The 22,855-nt window shown below is 61.6% G+C and carries 20 protein-coding genes and 1 pseudogene; 11 read left to right on the top strand and 10 right to left on the bottom strand.

Annotated elements, in window-relative coordinates; translation table 11 throughout:
* Positions 1-2: 2 nt before the first annotated feature.
* The 6 genes from B0G71_RS23880 to B0G71_RS23855 all read right to left on the bottom strand — a co-directional run bounded on the left by B0G71_RS23880 (position 3) and on the right by B0G71_RS23855 (position 5,763).
* Positions 3-749 (bottom strand): amino acid ABC transporter permease, encoded by a 747-nt coding sequence (locus B0G71_RS23880; RefSeq protein ID WP_106277825.1) that lies wholly within the window; start codon positions 747-749, stop codon positions 3-5.
* Between the two features lie 66 nt (positions 750-815).
* Complete coding sequence (locus tag B0G71_RS23875) at positions 816-1,640, bottom strand: transporter substrate-binding domain-containing protein (protein ID WP_116144682.1); 825 nt, start codon at positions 1,638-1,640, stop codon at positions 816-818.
* Positions 1,641-1,707: 67 nt separating this feature from the next.
* A complete protein-coding gene (locus B0G71_RS23870; RefSeq protein ID WP_116144680.1) occupies positions 1,708-2,781 on the bottom strand; it encodes an ABC transporter ATP-binding protein in 1,074 nt (357 codons plus the stop codon).
* 38 nt (positions 2,782-2,819) lie between these two features.
* Positions 2,820-3,716: an ABC transporter permease gene (locus tag B0G71_RS23865; RefSeq protein WP_116144678.1), complete on the bottom strand. Its 897-nt coding sequence runs from the start codon at positions 3,714-3,716 to the stop codon at positions 2,820-2,822.
* Positions 3,713-4,663 carry an ABC transporter permease gene (locus B0G71_RS23860; protein WP_404935479.1) on the bottom strand — a complete coding sequence of 317 codons (951 nt, stop codon included), beginning with the start codon at positions 4,661-4,663 and terminating at the stop codon, positions 3,713-3,715. The genes B0G71_RS23865 and B0G71_RS23860 overlap by 4 nt, the downstream gene beginning before the upstream one ends.
* Before the next feature lie 5 nt (positions 4,664-4,668).
* A complete protein-coding gene (locus B0G71_RS23855; RefSeq protein ID WP_116144676.1) occupies positions 4,669-5,763 on the bottom strand; it encodes a PotD/PotF family extracellular solute-binding protein in 1,095 nt (364 codons plus the stop codon).
* A gap of 530 nt (positions 5,764-6,293) precedes the next feature.
* Between B0G71_RS23855 and B0G71_RS23850 the strand changes: the two genes are divergently transcribed.
* Positions 6,294-7,187 carry a LysR substrate-binding domain-containing protein gene (locus B0G71_RS23850; protein WP_106277814.1) on the top strand — a complete coding sequence of 298 codons (894 nt, stop codon included), beginning with the start codon at positions 6,294-6,296 and terminating at the stop codon, positions 7,185-7,187.
* Between the two features lie 56 nt (positions 7,188-7,243).
* On the opposite strand, the gene B0G71_RS23845 is transcribed toward B0G71_RS23850, so the two are convergent.
* Entirely contained in the window at positions 7,244-8,326 is a 1,083-nt protein-coding gene (locus B0G71_RS23845; RefSeq protein ID WP_116144674.1) for a calcium:proton antiporter, read from the bottom strand.
* Positions 8,327-8,808: 482 nt separating this feature from the next.
* The gene (locus B0G71_RS23840; protein ID WP_106277811.1) at positions 8,809-9,159 is read right to left on the bottom strand and encodes a BON domain-containing protein; all 351 of its coding nucleotides are present in this window, start codon (positions 9,157-9,159) and stop codon (positions 8,809-8,811) included.
* 407 nt (positions 9,160-9,566) lie between these two features.
* Here B0G71_RS23840 and B0G71_RS23835 point away from each other — a divergent pair, with 407 nt between their 5' ends.
* Both B0G71_RS23835 and B0G71_RS23830 read left to right on the top strand, forming a co-directional pair.
* The gene (locus tag B0G71_RS23835; protein WP_116144672.1) at positions 9,567-10,205 is read left to right on the top strand and encodes a DNA-3-methyladenine glycosylase; all 639 of its coding nucleotides are present in this window, start codon (positions 9,567-9,569) and stop codon (positions 10,203-10,205) included.
* Between the two features lie 282 nt (positions 10,206-10,487).
* Positions 10,488-10,832, top strand: a complete 345-nt coding sequence (locus B0G71_RS23830; RefSeq protein WP_116144670.1) for a DUF4148 domain-containing protein — start codon at positions 10,488-10,490, stop codon at positions 10,830-10,832.
* A 388-nt stretch (positions 10,833-11,220) separates the two neighbouring features.
* On the opposite strand, the gene B0G71_RS23825 is transcribed toward B0G71_RS23830, so the two are convergent.
* The gene (locus tag B0G71_RS23825) at positions 11,221-11,664 is read right to left on the bottom strand and encodes a CBS domain-containing protein (protein WP_012426849.1); all 444 of its coding nucleotides are present in this window, start codon (positions 11,662-11,664) and stop codon (positions 11,221-11,223) included.
* A gap of 270 nt (positions 11,665-11,934) precedes the next feature.
* On the opposite strand from B0G71_RS23825, the gene ribA reads away from it, so the two are divergent.
* Positions 11,935-12,585 (top strand): GTP cyclohydrolase II, encoded by a 651-nt coding sequence (gene ribA / locus B0G71_RS23820; protein WP_116121574.1) that lies wholly within the window; start codon positions 11,935-11,937, stop codon positions 12,583-12,585.
* Here ribA and B0G71_RS41010 read toward each other — a convergent pair.
* On the bottom strand, positions 12,564-12,980 hold the full coding sequence (locus B0G71_RS41010; protein WP_147308702.1) for a hypothetical protein: 417 nt from the start codon (positions 12,978-12,980) through the stop codon (positions 12,564-12,566). The two genes, ribA and B0G71_RS41010, sit on opposite strands and share 22 nt — an antisense overlap.
* A gap of 227 nt (positions 12,981-13,207) precedes the next feature.
* On the opposite strand from B0G71_RS41010, the pseudogene B0G71_RS23815 reads away from it, so the two are divergent.
* The 7 genes and pseudogenes from B0G71_RS23815 to lpdA form a co-directional block, all read left to right on the top strand.
* Positions 13,208-13,415 (top strand): annotated as a pseudogene (locus tag B0G71_RS23815) (transposase); the annotation flags it as partial.
* 484 nt (positions 13,416-13,899) lie between these two features.
* Positions 13,900-15,134, top strand: a protein-coding gene (locus tag B0G71_RS23805; protein ID WP_181916731.1) for an IS3 family transposase whose coding sequence is annotated in 2 segments (ribosomal slippage) — positions 13,900-14,254 and positions 14,254-15,134 — 1,236 coding nt in all. Because the reading frame shifts where the segments join, the coding sequence is not laid out codon by codon here.
* Between the two features lie 127 nt (positions 15,135-15,261).
* Positions 15,262-16,467, top strand: coding sequence for an alcohol dehydrogenase catalytic domain-containing protein (locus B0G71_RS23800; RefSeq protein ID WP_220377330.1), 1,206 nt, complete (start codon positions 15,262-15,264; stop codon positions 16,465-16,467).
* Positions 16,468-16,774: 307 nt separating this feature from the next.
* The gene (locus B0G71_RS23795; protein WP_116148831.1) at positions 16,775-17,341 is read left to right on the top strand and encodes a type 1 glutamine amidotransferase domain-containing protein; all 567 of its coding nucleotides are present in this window, start codon (positions 16,775-16,777) and stop codon (positions 17,339-17,341) included.
* A 122-nt stretch (positions 17,342-17,463) separates the two neighbouring features.
* Positions 17,464-18,507 (top strand): SDR family oxidoreductase, encoded by a 1,044-nt coding sequence (locus B0G71_RS23790; protein WP_116144666.1) that lies wholly within the window; start codon positions 17,464-17,466, stop codon positions 18,505-18,507.
* 373 nt (positions 18,508-18,880) lie between these two features.
* On the top strand, positions 18,881-19,891 hold the full coding sequence (locus B0G71_RS23785) for a zinc-binding alcohol dehydrogenase family protein (RefSeq protein ID WP_116144664.1): 1,011 nt from the start codon (positions 18,881-18,883) through the stop codon (positions 19,889-19,891).
* A 185-nt stretch (positions 19,892-20,076) separates the two neighbouring features.
* Positions 20,077-21,831 carry a dihydrolipoyl dehydrogenase gene (gene lpdA, locus B0G71_RS23780; RefSeq protein WP_116144662.1) on the top strand — a complete coding sequence of 585 codons (1,755 nt, stop codon included), beginning with the start codon at positions 20,077-20,079 and terminating at the stop codon, positions 21,829-21,831.
* Positions 21,832-22,855 lie beyond the last annotated feature (1,024 nt).

Here is a 22,855-nt window from a genome sequence, read left to right as displayed (position 1 = left end):
GATCAGCGCTCCGTGGGCAGAGTGCGGGCGCCGCGCCACATCAGGCGATTGCGCCAGTTACGCGGCGCGCTTTCATTGCCGCGCGCCGCACGGCCCGCGAACAGACCGCGGCCGAGCCGGTTGAGGATTTGCCGCAACACGATCGACAGCACCAGATACGTTGCGGTGATGATCAGGTAGCTCTCGAACGAACGGAAGTTGCGCGACTGGATGAAGTTGGCCGCGTACGTCAGATCGGGCACGGAGATCTGCGAGACCACCGCCGAGCCGAGCATGACGATCAGCACCTGGCTCAGCAGCGCGGGAAACACATTGGCGATGGCCTGCGGCAGCACGATGAAGCGAAACACCTGCCGCCCATGCAGACCGAGCGCCTGCGCCGCCTGCACCTGGCCACGCGAAATCGAATCGATGCCGGCGCGCACGATCTCTATGGCATAAGCGCCGAGATTGACGGTCATGGCCAGAATCGCGGCCTGCACTTCGTCGATATGAATGCCGAGGCTCGGCAAGCCGAAGAACACGAAGAACAACTGCACGATGAACGGCGTGTTGCGGATCAACTCCACATAACTCGCTACCACCCAGCGCGCCCATTTCGGCCCGGCCACCGCCACGCTCGCGCCGGCAATGCCGACGATCCCGCCGAGCACGGTCGAGACCGCCGTCAGCCCCAAAGTCACGGCGACGCCGCGCGCGAGCATCCCCGCATAGAGGCCGAAGCCGCTGAAATCGAACGCATAGGTCATGGCGTGGCGCTCATCGTGAGGTCAAACTCCGGCGCGGACCACGCTGCGTGGTCCGCGCAAAAAGGTTCAGAGGTCGGCCGGCAGCGGCGCACGCAGCCACTTCTGCGAAATCGCGTTCATGGTGCCGTCCTTGCGGGCCTTGGCAATCGTTTCGTCGACCTTCTGCTTCAGACGCGGCTCGTTCTTGTTCAAACCGACGTGATCGGGCGAGCTGAACAGCGAGAATTTCTGTTCGGGATCGTTGGCCGGATGACGCGCGAGAATCGTGGCGCCGACGTCGTTGCCGACTACCATCAACTGTACCTGACCAGAAAGGAACGCCGAAATTGCGCCGTTAGGATCGTCGAATCTTTTGATGTTCGCCGAGGGCGGCGCGATCTTGGTCACGCTCAGGTCTTCCAGCGTGCCGCGCGCGACCGAAATGGATTTGCCGGCGAGGTCGGCGGCGTTCTTAACCGGCAGGGCTTTCGGGCCGAACACGGCGAGGTAGTACGGCGCGTACGGTTGCGAAAAATCGATCACCTTTTCGCGTTCCGGCGTCTGGCCGACTGACAGCAGCATGTCCGCCTTGTGGTCGGCGAGATAGGCCATGCGGTTGTCGCCCGTTACCTGCACGAGTTCGACCTTGGCGTTGAGCGCCTTGCCGATCAGGTTGGCGACGTCGATGTCGTAGCCCATCGGCTGCATGTCCGGGCCGATCGAGCCGAACGGCGGATAGTCCTCGAACACGCCAATGCGTACCGTGCCCGATTTGGCGATGTTGTCGAGCGCGTCCGCATGCGCAGCCGACGGCAACGCGCACAGCGCGCCGAGAGCGGTGAAGGCCAGCGTCGCGGCGAGCGTGGCGAACACGCGGCGGGTGCGGGTCGGGTGAGCGGGGCGGTGGTTCATGGTCTGTCCTCTGTCGTAAATGTCGCTGTTGGAATGGGCGAGTTTGCGTGGGTCGGTGGCGTACGGCTCAATGCGGCGCGCGGGCGGCGATCAGTTTGCACGCGTGCGGTGGCAATTCCGCGAGCACCGGCGTGCCGAGCGCGAGCCCCGGCGTTTCGCGCGGCGTGGTGGCGGCCGTCAACGTGAAGCCGGCGCAGTCGATGGTCGCTTCGAGCGACGCACCCACGTCGCGGATAAACGTCACAGTGCCTGGCAGCCGGTTCGGACCCGCCGCGTCGGAGGCCGCTTTCACGCACACGTCTTCCGGGCGGATCAGCAGACGGATATCGCTGCTCGACTCCGGCACGCGCGCCGGTTGCGCGACGCTGATGCGCCGGCCGCCCGGCAAGCTCACGACGCCCGCGCCGTCGTAGGTGACCGGCAGGATATTGCCGAGGCCGATGAAGTCGGCGACAAACTCGCTGACCGGATCGCGATAAATATCGAGCGGCTTGCCGACCTGGGCAATCCGGCCTTTTTCCATCACGACGATTTCGTCGGCCATCGTCATCGCTTCGCGCTGGTCGTGCGTGACCATGATCGTGGTGATGCCGAGGCGCTGCTGCAGCAGGCGGATTTCCACCTGCATTGCTTCGCGCAGCTTGGCGTCGAGCGCGGAGAGCGGCTCGTCGAGCAGCAGCAGTTTCGGCTGCGAGGCGATCGCGCGCGCAATCGCCACGCGCTGGCGCTGGCCGCCGGAGAGTTGCGTGACGGGCCGGTTCGCCATGTGCGGCAACTGGATCAGTTCCAGCAATTCCGCCACGCGGCGGGTTTGCTGGTCCTTCGCGGTATTGCGCAACTTCAGCGGATACGCGATGTTCTGCGCAACCGTCATGTGCGGAAACAGCGCGAGCGACTGAAACACCATGCCGAAGTCGCGCTGGTTCGCGGGCAGTCGCGTGATGTCGCGTCCGGCGAAATGGATCGTGCCCGAGGTCGGCGTTTCCAACCCGGCGATCATGCGCAGCAGCGTGGTCTTGCCGCAGCCGGACGGACCGAGAAAGCACACCAGCTTGCCGTCGGGCACGCTCAGATCGACATTGTCGACGGCATGCGCCGCGCCGAAACGCCGGGTCACGGCCTGCAACGTTAAATGGGTCATCGAATGCTCCAGCAATCAAGCGCTACAAGCGCGTCCGTTCACAAGGCAACGCCTTCGTCGCCGATCAGCTTTTCGAGCAGCCAGATCAGCGCGAAGTCGATCGCGACGATGAACACGGCGAAACAGAACACGGTCGGATCGAGCGACGACACGGTGCGGCTGTAGAGCCACACCGGCAGCGTCATCGTATCGATGCCGTAGAGGAAGAACGTGACCGTGAATTCGTTGAACGAGATGATGAAGGCGAACAGCATGCCGGCGAGAATGCCGGGGCGCATCAGCGGCAGGATTACGTCGATAAGCGCACGGCCGGGACTCGCGCCCATCACGCAGGCGGCCTCTTCGAACTCAGGACCGATCGAGGCGACCGACGCCGCGCAATTCTTCACGGTGAACGGCAGCGCCAGAATCACGTGCGCGATGATCAGGCGGAACACGCCGAGTTCGACCGGCAGCACGTTGAACACCAGCAGCAGCGACAGGCCGAGCATCACGAGCGGATAGACGAGCGGCAACGCGACCATTTGTTCGACCGCGGGCTTGCCGCGAAAGCGGTAGCGGCTCAGCGCATAAGCGGCGGGCACCGAGACCAGCGTGGCGATCACCATGGTAGACAGCGCGACGATCAGGCTCGTGCTCAAGGCGGCGCCCATCGAGAGCGAGTCGCTCGCGTCCGGCGACGCGAAGCTGTGCCACGCGGCGCGATACCAGTGCAGGCCGTAGGCGTGCGGCGGGAATTCGAGCGTGTCGGCCGCGCTGAACGACATGGTGATCATTGTGAGGATCGGCAGCGCAGCGAGGAACAGCACGATCGCCGCGAGCAGGGCGGTCGCTTTGCCTAACTGGCCGGGCATGACGGCCGTTAGTCGTGGTGAGCGTGGAGAGCGCGGCGAGCCCGGCATGCGCGAGGGAGCGGTTTGAACGGGCGTGCTCATGCGTGCGGCTCCTCGGCAAGTTTTTGCGTGCGGCGCACGAGACGCTGCGACAGCGCCATCACCGTCAACGTGGCGATCATCAAAACGACACCCGACGCGGAGGCCGCCGGCCAGTTCAGCAACGGCGCGACCTGATCGTGGACCAGCACGGCGAGCATCGGCACGCGGCGTCCGCCGAGCAGCAGCGGCACGGCGAACGCGCTCGCGTTGTACGCGAACACGAGCAGCGCGCCGGATACGAGGCCGGGCATCGCCAAAGGCAACAGCACGTGACGCAGCGTTTGCCAGCGTGTCGCGCCGAGCGTGGCGGCGGCTTCTTCGTAGGAACTCGAGACCGCGCGCATCGCGCTCGAAAGCGGCAGCACGGCAAGCGGAAACGCCGTCTGGATCAGCCCGAGCAGCACGCCGTTTTCGCGGTACAGCCACATCAACGGACGTTGCACGAGGCCGCTGCCGAGCAGCGCGTGATTGAGCAGACCGGCCGGTCCGAGAATGATCAGCCAGCCATAGCCTTGCAGCAGCAGATTGACGAGCAGCGGCAGCAGCACGCCGGCCAGCAAAAGCCGCCGCGCGAGCCGCGACTTCGTGCGCGCCATGGCCAGTGCGACCGGAATCGCCAGCAGCACAGCGCAGATCATGCTTTGGAACGCGAGCTTCAAGGTGAGCCACAACGACTTCATGAAGTAGCCGTCGAGCAGGTCCGCGTAGTTTTGCAGCGTGAAGCCGTGCCACTCGTTGCCCTGCGTGCCGAAGCTCATGCGCAACACGACCAGCGCCGCCGCGCCGAGGATGGCGAGAAACAGCAGGATCGGCGCGAGCAGCAGCCATGGCCGCGCCTTTGCCATCGCGGTGGCGGCAGGCGTGTCCGGTCCGAGACCGGACGCACCCGACGCCGCATCGGACGCCGGCCCGGACGAAGCAACACGTCGCGAGAAGCGCGCGAGCATCGTCGTCATGCCGCGAAGATTTCGGTGTAACGCTTGATCCACGCTGGCTGCACCACGGCGAGCGCCTTGTCGTCATGCAGCACGGCTTTCTCGGCGATCTGCTGCGGGCTCGGCACGAACGCGCGGCTTTCGGCGGGTATCACCGCTTTCGAATTCACCGGGCCGTTCAGCACGTCGGCGGCCATGCGGCCTTGCACGCCGGCGTCGAGCGAATGGTTGATGAAGGCGTGGATCAGATCGCTGTCGCCCGGATGCGCTTTCGGGATCACGGTGAACATCAGCTGCGTGGCGAAACCTTCTTTCATGCCGTAAGTCACGCCCATCTTGTACTCGGGCTTGCGGATCTGGTCGGGGAAGAACGCCGGCGAATAGATGCCGCCGATATCCAGCGAGCCGGTGCGGAACAGATCCGCCACCTGGTTCGGGTTCTCGCCGAGCGTCATCACGCGATCTTTCAACTGCATCAGTTTCTTGAAGCCCGGCTCGATGTTCTGCTGCGAGCCGCCGTTCATCTTCGCGGCGATGATCGCGAGGTCCACCGCTTCGGCCCACTCGGGCGGCGGCAGGAACAGGCGTCCGGCGTACTTGGGGTCCCACAATGCTTCGTACGATGCCGGCGCGGTCTTCACCGTCGACGTGTTGTAGATCAACCCGTCCGACCACAGCAGATAGCCGACGCCGAAGCCGTTCGCGCCCGTGCGGTACTGCGGCGCGACGTCTTTCAGGTTCGGCAGTTTGTCCAGATCGGGCTTCATCAGCAGACCGGCGTCGCCGAGACCCGACGCGCCGACGCCGGCCAGGGTGATGACGTCGTAGGTCGGGCGGTCGCCCGCGGCCTTGACCTTCGCGACCATGCCGGAGGTGCCGTCGGCGCGGTCGGCGATGACTTTGGCGCCGGTTTTCGCGGTGAAGGTGGCGGCGATATTGCGCAACGCGGCCGCGCCCGTGTCGTCCGACCAGGTCAACAGGCGCAGCGTCTTGCCGCTGAAGTTGTGTTCCTGCGCGCGCAGGTTGATGAACGGCATGGGCAAGGTGGATGCCGCAAGTGCGGCGCCGAGCGTCTTGATGGCCTGCCTTCTACCCCGTTTGATCTCTTGCATGGCGGTCTCCTGTGTTGAACGCCTTGTTGCCCGATGATGCTGTGATTGCCGCCGTCGCCTCGCTGATTGGCGTTGTCCGCCTGCGCTGCGTGTTGAAGCACTCTAGGTTTGCCAAAATCCCTCAACAAACGAAATATGCGCATGGACGGTATGACATAAGCTCATGCGGAGGCGGTCGTGCAATTGCGATGGCGCGGACCCGTCAGGCGGCGGGAGTGCCGAGGCAGTGGCGCATGCGGGTTAACGTCCATGTTTCGTCGACGCTTTAAGCCCTTCAGGAGGTATGAGGAAAGCTCGGTTCTGGTGCGATCGTGGACGCGTTTTGCCCTGTGCCGGTGCATGGCGGCTTGCCGGGCCGCGCGGTTTGGCGGCGGCATGAGCCGAATGCATGAGGGCGCGTGGCACGATTCTCGTGCGGAGATTTGTGATCGCGTATCCTGTAGGCCCGCGCGCGGCATTCGGGCGGCATGCGACGAGTCGCGCCGCCACGCACACGCAATGACTTTTCCTGATCGTACTGGACACTCACGATGCGACGCCTACCGCCGCTGAACGCGCTGCAGATTTTCGAAACCGTGGCGCGGCATCGCAGTTTCACGCGTGCCGCCGATCACTTATGCCTGACGCAAGGCGCGGTCAGCCGGCAAATCATCGCGCTCGAGGATTACTACAAGTTTCCGCTCTTCAAGCGCCATGCGAAAGGCCTGACGCTCACCGCCGAAGGGGAACTGCTGCTGCCGGCCGTCAAGGAAAGCTTCGCGCGCATCGAGGAGATTTCGCTGCGTCTCACACGGCAGCGCACCGATCTCGCGCTGAAAGTGCCGACCTGCGTGATGCGCTGGATGTTGCCGAAGATCATGCGCTTCCAGGCCGAATATCCCGAGCTGCACGTGCAGATCACGACCACGTGGCAGCACGACGTCGATTTCCAGCTCGAACCGTTCGACGCCGCGATCATCTACGGTTCGTCGCCGGGGGCGGGCGTGCAGGCGGTACCGTTGTTCGAGGAACGTCTGACGCCCGTTTGCGCGCCCGATCTGCTGAAAGACAAGCCGCTTGCCGAGGTGGCCGACCTCGCGCGCCATACACTGCTGCATCCCACCCGCGATCATCGCGACTGGAAGATGTGGCTCGCCAAGGTGACCGAGATCGATGCCGCGAACGGCGCGGCGATCGACGCCGGGCACGGCCCGAGCTTCGATACGCTCGATATGGCGACCAACGCCGCGCTACAAGGCTTCGGCGTGGCGATCAGCGACCTCGCGCTGATCGACGAGGACGTGGCGGCCAAGCGTCTGGTGCGGCCGTTCGATACGGTGCTCAAGACCGGTTGGCGTTATTACTTCGTTTATCCGGACTCGGTCGCGCATCAGCAGAAGCTGAATCTGTTCCGCGACTGGATCGCCGCGCACTGGGAAGAGTAGGCGGGCGGCGTGGGGCCGCCGGCCCGATGCTTTCTTTAAGGATCAGGCCTTCACGCTCAAGGCGCGAACGACAGAAACAGATACGCCGCGAACAGCGACAGATGCACGGCGCCCTGAAGAATCGTCGTGCGGCCCGAGCTGAGCGTGAGCGTGCCGACGATCAGCGTGAGAACGAGCAGCACGGTTTCCTTACCGTCGATGCCGAGCACCAACGGCTGCGCGGTATAGAGGAAGACGCAGGCGACAGTCGGAATGGTCAGGCCGATACTAGCCAGCGCCGAGCCGAGCGCAAGATTCAGGCTGTTCTGCAGCCGGTCGGCGCGCGCCGCGCGCACGGCGGCCAGCCCTTCAGGCAGCAGCACCAGCGCGGCGATCACAATGCCGACCACGGCGGCCGGCGCGCCCGCATTCTGGACCGCGGTTTCGACCACCGGCGAGAGCACCTTCGCCAGCAACACCACCGCGACGAGGCACACCAGCAGCAAACCGCCGGCCGCGAGCGCCTGGCCGGCGCTCGGCGGCGCGGCGTGGACGTCCTCATCCGGCGTAGCAGCCAGGAAGTAATCGCGATGGCGTACGGTTTGCACGAACACGAACACGCCGTACAGCACCAGCGACGACACCCCGGCAAACGCCAACTGTGAAGGCGACAGGACCGGACCGACGCGGGTGGTCGTGTAGTTCGGCATGACCAGCGTCAGCACGGACAGGGAGGCCAGCACAGCCAGTGCCGCAGCGGCGCCGCGGCTTTGAAAATCCTGCTCGCGATGGCGAATGCCGCCCACCAGCAGGCAAATCCCGACAATGCCATTGCAGACGATCATCACCGCGGCGAAAACCGTGTCGCGCGCGAGGGCGGCTTTTTCCGGACCGGATGTGAGCATGACCGAGACGATCAGTGCGACTTCGATCACGGTGACGGCCACCGCCAGCACCAGGGTGCCGAACGGTTCGCCGACGCGATGGGCGACCACTTCCGCGTGATGCACGGCGGTGAAGACCGCCGCGCACAACGCCACGCCTACCAGCACGAGCAGCAGTCCATTGCCCGGCATGGCATACGAGATGCCGAGAACGATCCACGCGATAAATGGCGCGGCAATGGTCCAGCGGGGCAGAACGATTGCGGGCGTGGTCATTCGGGCTTCCTTTTAACGCTTGTCGGGAACGGCCCGGCGGGGCCGAATGGCTTCCGCCGTGGCTTGAAGCGAGCGCGCATGTTCATGGAACTTCTAAGCAACACGGTCTAACGTATTAAATTATAAAGGATAATTGTTCGTGCAAGAGGCTTTGTCGATTTCAGGGCCGCATGACGAGGGCGTCGTCCGGCGTGCACTAGCGCAAACGGCGACTGCTGGAGAAAGGGATCGTAGGTCACGCAGAATTGCGCGGATAACGCGCGGCGGACGCTGGCTGGTGCGTGGTGAACGCGGCGGCGATGGCGACCGGTATGCATTGAGGTTCCGCTGGCTGAACGCGGGATGCAGGGCAATGCTTGGCGCGCCGAGCATATTACGGGTGCGCAACGCCCGGCGAAACTGCGCGAAACCGCTCCGGTGCCGCCAATGCCCTGCGAGAGGGCATTGGCGTCCGGCTACATTGCTACAGCACGTTCACTCGATTACTGGCCGACCGGGCGAATGGTCAGCGCGTTCTTGACTGACGTCACGCCTGCCACGCCTTGTGCAGCCTGGGTGGCCAGATCGACCTGCGGTTGTTCGGGCACGGAGCCGGCCAGCGTCACTGCGCCGCCGCGTGCGCGTACGGTGATGTTCGCCACGCTCAGGCCTTTCGTCTTCGACAGGGCCGAACGGACCTTGCGTCCCAAAGCGCGGTCGGCCGCTTTGGTCTGCTTGGCCGTCGGCGCTGCCGCTGCCGGGGCTGAGGCGTCGCTGCTCTGTGCATACACGTTGAGGGACGCGAGGACGATCAGCGCGCCGCCGATCATCTTGATTGCCGGGAATGCTTTCATTCAACTCTCTCCTATTGTCATGGGTACAACCGCCCCCGAATGAGGCAGTGCGCTACACCAGCAGGTACATCGGGATCAAAACTGAATGGAACGGTGTTGCGGACGTGCGAATGCTTTCTATCTGTGCTGATTCGGGCGGGCCGAAACACACGCGAGCCGGCAAAGGCTGTGCTGCAGGCCGGAAACACACGATACTCCAATTAGTGCCATGGTGATGCCGGCGCTGCACAGAAGTGAGGTTTTGGTACAACGAATGGGCCGATGAAAACTGGCCGATGGCGCGCAATCGCTGGAATCGAGGCGCGCATCGCGTCGTTGAGGGCCCGGGCGGTGGGCCGATCGCATTTCATGCGGTCCGCATTTCTGTTCAGTTCCACGCCACGCGCTTTAAAAATAAGGCCTGACGCATGCGCAAAGATGAACTCCCCATCTTGCCATTATTTCGTGACGATTTACCGCTGGATACCGTCGAACTCGCGCGTTTCATGATCGGCAAATACCTCGTGCATGATTTGCCCGAAGGCCGCATGAGCGGGCGAATCGTCGAAACCGAGGCGTATCCGCTTGGCGATTCGACCAGTCATGCATTCATGGGCCGTCGGCCGCATAACGGTTCGATGTTTCTCGCGCCGGGGCACGCGTATGTGCGCCTGACTTACGGGCTGTCGTACATGCTCAATATGTCCGCCGAAGCAGAGCAAGTCGGCGCCGGCATTCTATTGCGCGCGATCGAGCCGCTCGAAGGCCTGCCGTTGATCGAAGCGCGGCGCCCCGGCGTGCCGCTGCGCGACCTCGCGCGCGGGCCCGGCCGGCTCACGATGGCGTTCGGCATCGGACCTTCGTTCGACGGCTGGGATCTATGCTCGGGGCAGGGCTTGTGGATCGGCGTCATCGAGCGGGGCGAAGTGCCGGTCGGTGTGACGACGCGCATTGGCTTGTCGCGCGAAATGCATCAGCCGCTCAGATTCTTCGAACCGGGCAGCGCCTTTGTCAGCGGGCCGCGCAAGCTCCTGCTGCTCCAGTCCGCTGCGCCCAAAGGGGCGTAAATTGCCCGGCGATACCGCATAAGACGGTAGAAGGCGGCCGGGATCGGACGTAGTTTGCAAACTTCAGACACAGAGGGTTACGATCCCGACAATTATTACGCCAGCGATGCGATTTGAATCGGAGCGTGCGGTAATTTCCGGACTATTTTTGCGATTCGAACAATTATCTATCTCACAATCTAGGGTTTTCCCTTGACGATCTGATGACTAGACTTGATTCACTCGCTTCTCACATGGTGTGGCAAGCGTCGCAAATAAAACCAGGTCTGGAGGTAATTCATCATGAAATCGCTTATCAAGGCAGTCGCTATTGCAGCCGTTCTCGCCGCTCCGATCGCTTCGTTCGCTCAATCGAGCCAGCAACCGGTGACCCGCGCGGAAGTTCGCGCCGATCTGATCCGGGTTGAACAAGCGGGTTATAACCCGGGCGCGTCGAACGATCCGACTTATCCGGCGGATATTCAGGCTGCTGAACAGCGCGTCCAGGCGCAAAACCAGGCTGTTGCCCAAACGCAGGAACCGGTCGCCGATACCAGCGGCTACGGTGGCGCGAAGAGTGGTTCGTCGCAAGCCGGTGGCGTGGTTCAACCGACGTCGGGTCCGAGGTCGGTGTACTTCGGTAATTAAGCGAGGTAGGCGTGCACGCGGATTCGGCGCTCAGTGGCCGGCTTGGCCGGCCGGGTGCCGAAAGACGCAGAGCCCCGCGGATCAGTAGAGCAGGGCTCCGACCAGCGTCTCGGTGTCTGAAGGTCGAAACTGAATCCGCAGCGAGCAATCCGAAGTTGAGAACGACGACACGCGCGGCCCGTCGCGGCGGGCGCGACTGCGAACGTTAAATTGCTTGAGCGCGCCTCGCGCAGTTGCGCCGCGAGCGCAGCAAGACCGCCGCGCCACGCGCGTCACGCATGCCGCGGCCAATCCACCAAAGAACCTCCGCTGCCGCAAGGTAGCTTCGCCCAACCGGTTGACCGATTGGGCTTTTTTGCGCGTCCGGTTCCGCGGCGTGGGCCGTGCGTCAGGGCCGCTCGCCGTGAATATAGAACTCGAGCTGCTGAATGGTGAACTGCTGTTCGGCGATGATGTTCTTCACCAGGTCTCCGATCGATACCATGCCGACCAGCCGGTCATTCTCGATCACCGGCAAGTGGCGCATGCGCCGCTCCGTCATCAGGGCCATGCAGTCGTCGGTGGTCTGATCGGGACGCACGAAGCGCACCGCCTTGCTCATGATGTCGCGCACCGGCGTGGCCTTCGACGAACGGTCCATCAGCACGACCTTGCGCGCATAGTCGCGCTCCGTGACGATTCCGGCGATGCTGTCGCCGTCTGTCACGACCAGTGCGCCGATGCCCTTTTCGGCCATCAGCTTGATTGCCTCATAGACCGAATCGTCGGCCCCGACAGTAAAAACGGTGGTGTTGTTCGGTTTCGTTTTAAGAAGCTGTGCGACGCTTGTCATGGAGCGGCTCCGTTTCGCAGTGCAGCACGCCGGCGCGGCGCGCTGTCGTGAGGGACAGGCCATTCCAGTATAGGCGTGACGCGGCACCGAGGTACTTCGGGAATACCTGTGGCGCGGCGGCCGTTTAACTCGGGCAGCGTCGCGACGCGACGGCGGTTCCGTGCTCCATGCAAGGGCATGCGGGTGCGGGACGCCGATTAGCGGTAAACTCCCAGTCCGTATCTTATTCCCGGTTTGATCGGGTTCATGTCAGCACCATTGTCTAACGCCATGCTCACGTCTCACGATCCGTCGCCCGCAGTAGACGGCGCACCCAACGGCGAGTGCGTCATTCTCGACGCCACCGCCACGCTGCCCACGCGCTACGGCACGTTCACTTCCTACGTGTTCCGCGTATGCGAAAGCGGCGCCGAACATCTCGCGCTCGTGATGGGCGACGTCGCCAACCAGTCGTCCGTGTTGACGCGCCTGCATTCCGAATGCCTTACCGGCGACGTGCTCGGCTCGTACCGCTGCGACTGCGGCGAGCAGCTCGACCTCGCGCTGCGCTACATCGCGGCGGAAGGCTGCGGCGTGCTGCTGTATCTGCGCGGCCACGAAGGGCGCGGCATCGGCCTGTCGAACAAGATTCGCGCATACGCGCTGCAGGAGCAAGGGCGCGACACCGTCGAGGCCAATCTCGATCTCGGCTTGCCGGACGACTCGCGCGAATACGATTCGGCAGCGGGCATTCTGCGCACGCTGAAGGTCACGTCGGTGCGTCTGATGAGCAACAATCCGGAGAAGTTCGACACGCTTTCCAAGCACGGCATTCCGGTGTGCGAGCGGGTCGCGCTGGCGATTCCTATGCGCGAGGAAAACGAGCGCTATATCCGCACCAAGCAGGTGAAGTTCGGGCATTACTTCGACGAGAACGAGTAGCGCGAATCCGGAATCGGTCTGCGGTCTCTCAAGGAGAGCCAAAACAGTCCGCAAGCGGTTGAAAATAAAACGGAAAGTGTCCGTGCTGGCCGCCCCGGCCGGCACATCGACGCTTGTCTCCGTGTGTCTGAACTTGCAACGTAGGCGTAGGTTTTCCCCGCGTTGCCAAGGAAACCTACGCCGCGTGCCGCAGCCAACCAGCCAGCGGCGATCACATGACCTTGGATGGATTTCCCGGACTGCGCTTGCATGCGCCTACGAACCGGATTTTGTGAACGTATCGCTTCGATTTTCGCTATGGAGAGCACCGAGATCGCGGAAGAAATCGAAAATCGCACAGAATCATAATTGCCCGCGATTCCCTGCAACGCATTGATCCGCTCGCGATCTTCCACGCGCCATTCTCACACCGCTAGAAACACCTGGTTATCCGAACGAAATAGCCGAGGCAGTTGTCGGTCATATGCAGCGTGGAATCATTGGTATCTCTAATCGGCCAGCGTACGAAAGAGAACGACGCGAGTGGTTCGCGAAACTGTCACATCGCCCGGAAGAGATTTCGGCGACATATCCGGAGGGCGAAGTTTTGACGGCGGGCGAGCCGATTCCGGTGAAAGTCCCGAAGTATCCGAAGGCCGCCGAGACGTTAACGAAGGATCGCGCAGCCTGCTTGCCTTCTATGACTTCCCGACCGATCACTGCCAGCATCTGCGAACGACGGATGCGATCGAGTGGAGGTTGGTGACGGTGCGCCATCGTACGACGCATATGCGCAACTGCATGTCATGACCACCTTCCTGAGTCTTGCATTCAAGCTGATCGAGAATGCCGGGGAAAACGACCTTATCTCGCGAAGCCATACTGGGAGCCGACAAATCGCGACGCACGGTTCTTCATCCATGACGACGCAAGTTTACAAACATTCAGGGACATACCTTCAAGCAGCTAATTTGTTCGGCTCTCCTAAGATCGCCTAGGAACATCCTATAAAGCTCCTATACTCCCTCTGAACAACGCACGTTCAATCATTCCCGTGGCGGAAGCGAAGGCCGACGAGATCGGCCACGCCATGTCTTCCCGGTAAAGAGAGATGCCGCCGGCGGAGATCATCACGCGGCCTCGGTTGAACGTATCGATCCCGAAGCTATCCCCACCGCCCCAGCGAGTTTCGCGACGGTTCGCGCCGTCGCGGGCAGCCGCTTGGGTCGGAAGGATCAGGCAATCGTCGAAGCGGGCACCGCTTTGTTCGCTGGGCCGGCCCCCGCGAAAACCGGACACGAGGTAACGCTTAAACTTTGAGGTAGTCTTACGCCTATGTTTAAGCCCAGCTCTAACGTGGAACCCATTGAAGTTTTGACCCAGCCCGAACAGCGCCGCCGGCGCTCTGTCGAGGAGAAGCTCGCGATAGTGCGCGAGACCTTCGAGCCCGGCGCAACCGTTTCCGGAGTTGCCCGTCGTCATCAGGTGAATGCAAACCAGGTGTTCGCCTGGCGCAAGCTCTATCAGGACGGAAGTCTGTCAGCAGTCAGTGCCGGCGAGCAGGTGGTACCGGCATCCGACCTGGCCGAGGCGATGAAGCAGATTCGTGAACTCCAGCGACTGCTGGGCAAGAAGACGATGGAAGTGGAAATCCTCCGCGAAGCAGTGGAGTACGGCCGGGCAAAAAAATTGATTGCGCGCTCGCCATTGCTGCCGGGGGACGACCGATGAAGACGGTCTGTGAAGTCCTGGGTGTGTCGCGCTCTAATCTAGCGGTGAAATCAAAGCGCGAAGCTGAATGGGTCGACAAGCGCAAAACGCCCGCCCGTGACGACATGCCGCTCGTCGCGGAGCTTCAGGGGCTGGTTGCTGATTTGCCTACTTACGGCTATCGGCGTGCATGGGCCCTGCTGCGGCGAAACCGGGACGCGCAGGGACAGCCTCGCGTTAATGCAAAACGGGTTTATCGGGTTATGCATACCCACGGTCTGCTGCTCCAACGCCGGCCTCGCCATGCCCAGTCAACGCGCCGGCACGACGGCAAGGTCGCGGTGGACCGGAGCAATGCGCGCTGGTGCTCGGACGGCTTCGAATTCCGTTGTGATGACGGCTCGCCGTTGCGCGTCATCTTTGCACTGGACTGCTGCGACCGGGAGGCTATGAGCTGGGCTGCGACCACTGGAGGCTATACCGGTGACATGGTGCGTGATGTCATGCTTCAGGCTGTGGAAAACCGTTTCGATGGTGCGCTGAAGGCCGACAACGAAATCGAATGGCTCAGTGACAACGGTTCCTGCTACATTGCCGAGGAGACGCTGACGTTCTCGAAAAAAGTGGGCCTGAAACCCATCACGACGCCGGTCAGAAGTCCGCAGAGCAACGGGATGGCCGAGAGCTTCGTCAAAACTATGAAGAGAGACTACGTCTCGTGGATGCCCAAGCCGGACGCGAGAACGGCGTTGCAGAACCTGGCCATCGCGTTTGACCACTACAACGAGTCGCATCCGCACAGCGCCCTGAAATACTGCTCACCACGCGAGTTTCGCCAACGAGCAAATTCATCAACCTAAGCGTGACTGCATGTCCGGTCATGCAGGGGCAAGTCCATTCGCTGCGCGCGAGCAGCGCGTGGCGGCCGCCGGAATCGCGCGCGTCTGGCGCGCACAACAACTCACACACCCAACACGGAGAAATATCATGGCTGCGAGTGGTAATCGCGTTGTAACGTACATGGGTCCCATGAAGATGGAGTTGCAGACTTTCGACTACCCGAAGCTCGTCACACCGACAGGCAAGAAAGCCAATCACGGCGCCATTCTCAAGATCGTGACGACGAATATCTGTGGCAGCGATCAGCACATCTACCACGGCCGCTTTGCCGCGCCTGTGGGAATGGTGATGGGACATGAGATGACAGGGGAAGTCATCGAGGTCGGGCCGGACGTCGAGTTCATCAAGGTGGGCGACATATGTTCGGTCCCATTCAACGTCTCTTGCGGGCGCTGCCGCAATTGCAAGGAGCGGCATACCGATGTCTGCATGAACGTCAACGACGCCGTCGATTGCGGCGCCTATGGTTTCAATCTCGGCGGCTGGCAGGGCGGCCAGTCCGACTATCTTATGGTGCCTTACGCCGATTGGAACCTGTTGTCGTTCCCGGACAGGGACCAGGCGATGGAGAAGATCCGCGATCTCACGCTGTTGTCGGACATCCTGCCGACCGGCTTTCATGGCCTGATGGAAGCCGGGGCCAAGGTGGGTTCCACGGTGTATATCGCCGGGGCCGGGCCGGTGGGCCGGTGTGCCGCGGCGGGCGCCCGCCTGATCGGCGCGTCCTGCATCATCGTGGCCGATACCAACCGGGCCCGGCTGGATCTGCTGAAGAATAATGGTTGCGAGGTGGTCGATCTCACGAGCGACACGCCGGTGCCCGACCAGATCGAAGCGATCCTGGGCAAGCGCGAGGTGGATTGCGGCGTGGATTGCGTCGGGCTCGAGGCGCACGGCTCGGGGGCGGAGGCGAACAGCGAGCACTCGGAGGCAGTAATCAACACGCTTATCGAAGTGGTGCGGGCCGGTGGGGCAATGGGCGTCCCCGGCATCTATACCGACGCCGACCCGAAGGCGAGCACTGATCTGACGAAGAAGGGCAAGCTTCCGATTGACTTCGGCAAGGCCTGGATCAAATCGCCGAAACTAACTGCGGGGCAGGCACCGATCATGCACTACAACCGCGACCTGATGATGGCGATCCTGTGGGATCGGATGCCCTATCTTGGCGCCATGCTGAACACCGAGATCATCACGCTGGAGCAGGCGCCTGGCGCCTACAAGACGTTCAGCGAGGGCTCGCCGAAGAAATTCGTCATCGATCCGCACGGCAGCGTGAAGAAAGCCGCATAGAGCCGGCAGACGACACGGGGCCCTCGACTGCTCCTCCTCTTCAGGCACCCCATCCGTCACATGGCGCCAGTGCGATCAGCGAACGGGTCATCGTCTCGCGAGGGCGTCGGCGATAGATCAGCAGCATCACACTGGAACATCGAGCAGGAAGTCGTGGCACGCAATCGCGGCGTCGTCTATGGGAGGTCCGGGCAAAGTCGCCGTCGAGACCCTCCCGGACCCGCAATGGCGGACCCCGTTCGCGCGCAAGCTCGATCACGGGGTCATCCTGAAAGTCTATTGGACCCTCATCACTGGAGATCGGAGCATGACGAATGACACTCTCAAGGGACTGAAGATCGCGATCCTGATCGAGGAAGGATTTGAGCAGGTCGAATTGGTCGAGCCTCGTCGGGCGCTCGACCAGGCCGGCGCCGAGACGCGCATCGTCTCGCCCAGGGATAAGCACGTGCGCGCCTGGAACTTCACTAAATGGGGAGGCGAGTTCCCGGTCGACCTCGCCCTCGACCAGGCCAAGCCGCAAGATTTCGACGCGCTCCTCCTGCCGGGCGGCGTCTTGAACCCGGATGTGCTTCGGACGGAGCCGAAAGCGGTGGCTTTCGCAAAGGCTTTTTTCGACGACGGCAAACCGGTTGCAGCGATCTGCCACGGCCCGTGGACCATCATCGAGACCGGCGCGGCGCGCGGCCGACGCATGACCTCGTGGGCATCGCTCAAAACCGACCTTAAGAATGCCGGAGCGGACTGGGTGGATCAGGAGGTCGTCGTCGATCAAAGCCTGGTCACGAGCCGCAGCCCCGACGATATCCCCGCATTCAATCGGGAAATGATCAAGCTGTTCAACACTGCGCGCGGGCGGCGTCATGCTGCTTGATATCGTGGGGCGCGCAAGCAAGAACATGGAAGGGCGCCGGTTCGGTTCCACGATGCGCGACGTCGCGGTATCGGCGTGATTGGCTGACATTCTTTTTGCGAATCGTTTGAGAGCAGACGAACATGAAAACAGTAGTCGTCGCAGGCGCGGTCGGAGTCATTGGACGCGGAGTACTCGCACACTATGAGAGCGAGGACGTCAATCTGGTCGCAGTTTCCCGGCGCGCACCTGATTTCCCGACGCGCGCCAGGCATCTGGCGGTTGACCTGTTGGACAGAGACTCCTGCGAGGCGTTGCTTGCACAAGTGCCGGAAGCGACGCATCTCGTGTTCGCGGCCTATCAGGAGAAGCCGACATCTGCGGAACTGGTCGAGGTGAATCTGCGGATGCTGAAGAACATGGTGGAGGTCATGGAGAAGCACGCGCCGAACCTGCGGCACATCACGCTGATGCAAGGAGGCAAGGCGTACGGCGTGCATATCGGCCCGATTCCATCGCCCGCGAAGGAGAGCGACCCGCGCCATATGCCACCGAACTTCTATTACGACCAGGAGGATTTTCTTCGGGAAAGTTCACGCGGCAAGTCATGGTCCTGGACTGCATTTCGTCCCGAGGGCGTCGCAGGCGTTGCCGTGGGCAATCCCATGAATCTTCTGATGGTGATTGCTGTCTATGGAACGGTGGCGAAGGCCCTGGGCGTTCCAATGTCATTTCCCGGCCCGCGCGCCGCGTACGACGCGCTCTATCAGATTACAGATACACGAATTCTCGCGAGTGCTGTCGATTGGGCGGGCGAGACCGACGCATGCCGAGGCGAGGTCTACAACATCACGAATGGCGACTACTTCAGGTGGTCTCGCGTCTGGCCGAGACTGGCGGAGTTTTTTGATGTGCCGGTCGGTGAGCCGTTCCCCATGTCGTTAGAGCAGATGATGGCCGACAAGGCAGAACTGTGGAATAGCCTGGTCGGGAAGCACAACCTTCGAGACTACCCGTACGGGCAAATCGTGTCGTGGAGGTTTGGCGACATGATTTTCAAAACGACCTTCGACAACATCACCAGCACGATAAAGGCGCGCAAGCATGGCTTCCACGATTGCATCGATTCAGAGGAAATGTATATAGAGATGCTGACGGACCTCAGGGAGCAGCGCTACATTCCGTGACGTCAGCCATGCAGGACGTAGGTGCTGTCGCCTTGACACGGACGAACTCGCGCCGCGACAGTCTCGGGCTGCGCTTCGCTGTTGAATTTGCCATATAGATCCATGCGAGGAACCGGTCGCTGGATGGGGCACCCCGTAGCGGCGATATTGCCACCGGGGTTCCCGCAGCCAGAGGATCGGACATAAGGCTCGCAGGCTTCCGCAGATGGATGTTCGCCTGAAGCGGCGTGCCGACGTACGCTTCGAATTCCTCCATCTGCATCGACGCGGCCGGCTGCGTGATACCAAACTGGCAACCAGTTGGGTACACATGGTGTGACGTCACACGCAGTCCGTCCGCTGTAACTGAAACTGTCATTTTTATGGAGTACCTATGAAAGCTGTTGTCTATAACGAGTCGGTTCCGCTCGTTTCGCCGGATGCCCTGACCGACACCACGTTGCCCGAGCCTGAGCCAACCGGATATGACCTGTTGGTGGAAGTGCATTCGGTCTCGGTGAACCCGGTCGATACCAAGATTCGTGGCGGCGTGCTGCCGCCCCCAGTGGTACCAAAGGTGCTGGGCTGGGATGCCTCCGGCGTGGTGCGCGCTGTGGGCGACAAAGTAACCCTGTTCAAGCCCGGCGATCGGGTCATGTACGCCGGTTCGCTGTTACGGGCGGGCACCAACAGCGAGTTGCACCTGGTCGACGAGCGCATCGTCGGTCCGATGCCGAAGAGCCTCAGCTTCGAAGAAGCGGCCGCCCTGCCGCTGACCTCGGTCACGGCGTGGGAGCTGCTGTTCGACCGTTTGCAAGTGCGCGAAGGCAGAGACCCGATCGGAATGCTGCTGGTCATTGGCGGCGCTGGCGGTGTCGGCTCGATACTGATCCAGCTGGCGCGTCAGCTGACCGGCCTGACCGTGGTCGCCACCGCATCGCGCCCGGAAACGCGGGAGTGGGTGCGCGAGCTTGGTGCGCACCATGTGATCGACCACACGAAGCCGATGCCGAAGCAGTTGCGCGACCTTGACCTTGACGAGGTCGATTACGTAGCGAGCCTGACCCACACCGACAAGCACCTGGTCGAAATCGCCGAGATGCTGGCGCCGCAGGGCAAGCTGGGGCTGATCGATGACCCCGAGTCGCTCGACGTGCCGATCCTCAAGCCCAAGAGCATCTCGCTGCACTGGGAATTGATGTACACCCGCTCGATGTACCAGACCCCGGACATGATCGAGCAGCACAATATCTTGGTCCAGGTTGCCAGACTGGTCGACGCCGGTGTGCTGCGCACGACGCTGGCGGATCATTTCGGCACTATCAACGCGGCCAATCTGCGCCGCGCCCATGCCTTGATCGAGAGCGGCAAGGCGCGCGGCAAGATCGTGCTGTCCGGCTTTTGAGATTTTGAGGAATCGGGAGGGTCCGACGGGTGTGCCTGTCCGCCGCCACCGCGGCCAGGATGCCGTATTACGAGCACATGTCTGATAGGGGGCCGTGCGCCCACGAAAGTCCTCGTAGGCATACTATCTTTGCGTATCGCTAACTCAGTTCTCGTACTTGGCCACTCGCCAACAGGGACATCAAGATGGCAACGACAGAAGTGAAGGTGCCGCAACTTTCAGAGTCGGTTACTGAGGCGACACTTCTTCAGTGGAAGAAAAAAGTCGGTGACGCCGTCGCCCAGGACGAGATACTGATCGAGCTTGAGACGGACAAAGTCGTTCTTGAGGTCCCTGCGCCAACTGCGGGCGTGCTTCTCGCGATCCTTCATAAAGAAGGCGATACGGTGCACGCGGACGAAATCATCGCGACGATCGACGGCTCAGCCAAAGCGTCCGCCGTTATGCCCGCCGCGACGGCGGCTTCCGTACCCACGTCCCGTTCCTCTACCGTACCCTCGCTGAATGAGCAGAAGACAGACTACGACGTTATCGTCATTGGCTCAGGGCCGGGCGGCTACATTGCCGCGATCCGCGCGGCCCAATTGGGAAGATCCGTGGCGTGTATCGAGCAATGGAAAAACCCCGCTGGCAAGCCGAAACTCGGCGGAACATGCCTCAACATTGGTTGCATTCCTTCAAAAGCACTACTTGCTTCTTCTGAAGAATTCGAGAGTGTGCATCACCACTTGGACGTTCACGGAATTGGAGTCAAGGATATAACTCTCGACCTTGCCACGATGGTGGGCCGCAAGGAGGCGATCGTCGAAAAGATTACTGGCGGGGTTGAGTTTCTGTTCCGGAAAAACAAAATTACCTGGATCAAAGGACACGGCAAGTTGGCCGGCCGGTCCGAGCAATCGATCCGCGTGGAGGTCAGCGGAGAAGACGATATAAAGTCTTACCTCGCTAAGGATGTCATTATCGCAACTGGCTCGAAAGCTCGCCATTTGGCAGGTGTTCCAGTTGACAACCGACTCGTGTCCGACAACGAAGGTGCTCTCGCGTTTGATTCAGTGCCCGGGAAACTGGCGGTAATTGGCGCGGGTGTCATTGGGCTCGAGTTAGGTTCTGTCTGGCGACGGCTCGGCGCGGAAGTTACGCTATTAGAAGCCTTGCCGAGCTTCCTCGCCGCGACCGATGAGTCGATTGCAAAGGAAGCGGCAAAGCAGTTTATGAAACAGGGACTAAAAATTCGACTCGGGGTGACGATTGGTGCTGTTACGACGAGTGAGGCGGGGGTTTCAATCGAGTATAAGGACCAGGACGGGCGGGACCAAACCCTTGAAGCCGACCGGCTCATTGTGTCCATCGGCAGAGTGCCGAACACGGATAACCTCGGGCTCGACTCCATCGGCTTGTCCGTCGACGAGAGGGGCTTCATCCCGGTGAGCGAACATTGCGCGACCAACGAACCGCATGTTTACGCCGTCGGCGACGTGGTGCGAGGCCCAATGCTGGCCCACAAGGCGGAGGATGAAGGCGTGATGGTCGCTGAGATTATCGACGGGCAGAAGCCGCACATCGACTACAACTGCATTCCTTGGGTAATCTACACGGAACCAGAAATCGCTTGGGTCGGGAAGTCGGAGCAGCAGTTGAAGGCTGAGGGGCGAGAGGTCAAGACAGGTCAATTCCCAATGCTGGCAAACGGGCGTGCAATGGGTATCGGCAAGACCGAAGGATTCGTAAAGATGATTGCTGATGCGAAAACAGACGAGCTGCTCGGTATTCACATCATTTCGGCGAATGCCTCGGACTTGATCGCGGAGGCTGTCGTCGCCTTGGAATTCAAGGCCGCCTCAGAGGACATCGGGATGATCAGCCACCCGCACCCCTCCCTTTCCGAAGTGATGCGCGAAGCGGCGCTCGCCGTGCAGAAACGCGCGCTAAACATCTAGCAGGCTGCTGAAGGGCATTGTCAAGTTGCCACGAGTAAGACGCGCGCCCAACTGATCGGTGACGATTGTGCGCGGCGCGGCGCCGGGCTCGAGCACAGCATACGCTTGCAGAAGCATTTGCCACGTCCCACCAGGCTTGCGGCGCGTCGCGTTTTCGCACGGTGAGCGACGCCCTTGCCAAAGCTGGCGCACCAGAACACCTCCTGTTCCAAAGAAGGGTGTCCATGAATCCGGGTCAACTCCATTTGCGCTCTCAAGGCTTCATTCCCGGGAGAATTGGAGCCTCTCCCACACCCGGGGCGGTTCAAACTTGCCGCTAACCTTCAGAGATTTTTTTGTTGCATCAGCCGCTTCCAGTGACCTCAGGCTTCTGGGGCGCCCACCGATGCCATCGATAGGGGTATTTATGGCAGCGCTTCGGCGCACAGTTTTGCAGGCCTAAGATGAAACCGCTCGCTCAGTTTGCCGGCGCTTGTGGCGATGCTGCGCGGGAACGGCGCAATGCGGAGCATCGAAACATGCATGATTGCGGATACGCCAGAGTGAAGGAGCAGGCGTCGCGTTGTGGGAAGACGGCGCTACGCTCTCGATACGTTTCATTAGTTCAGGAATTCTCAGTATGAAAGTAGCCGTGATACAGGCAGCCCCCGTCCCTCTGGACATGGCGGCGACTATCGTGAAGGCATGCGCGTGGGCATTCGGCACCGGTTCTGACGGGTTTCGATGCTTGCCGATGGAAGGTCCCGGCGCTGGACGGAGCTTGAGTTTCGATCGATGCGCAAAACTTGCGCCCGTCCGCCGCACCGCCAGATGGGCGCATGGTTGCCCGATATGGTGCATTAAAAGCAATCTGCTGCAGGTTGAATCGAGACGATCTGCGTTATCGACCACGTCGAGCACGGCGATCTGACCGATCCTGGCTGCCGCTAACCTGCCAGAGCAAGACGTGAGAGAAAATCCGCCACCTCAATGTATTCCATAATCGTATAGAAGAGTGGTTATTCTTCATTTTCAAGGTATGTCA

Source organism: Paraburkholderia sp. BL27I4N3 (assembly GCF_003386115.1).
Taxonomy (GTDB): Bacteria; Pseudomonadota; Gammaproteobacteria; order Burkholderiales; family Burkholderiaceae; genus Paraburkholderia.
Note: the sequence above shows the minus strand (reverse complement) of the source record. Positions and strands in the feature narration are given on the sequence as shown.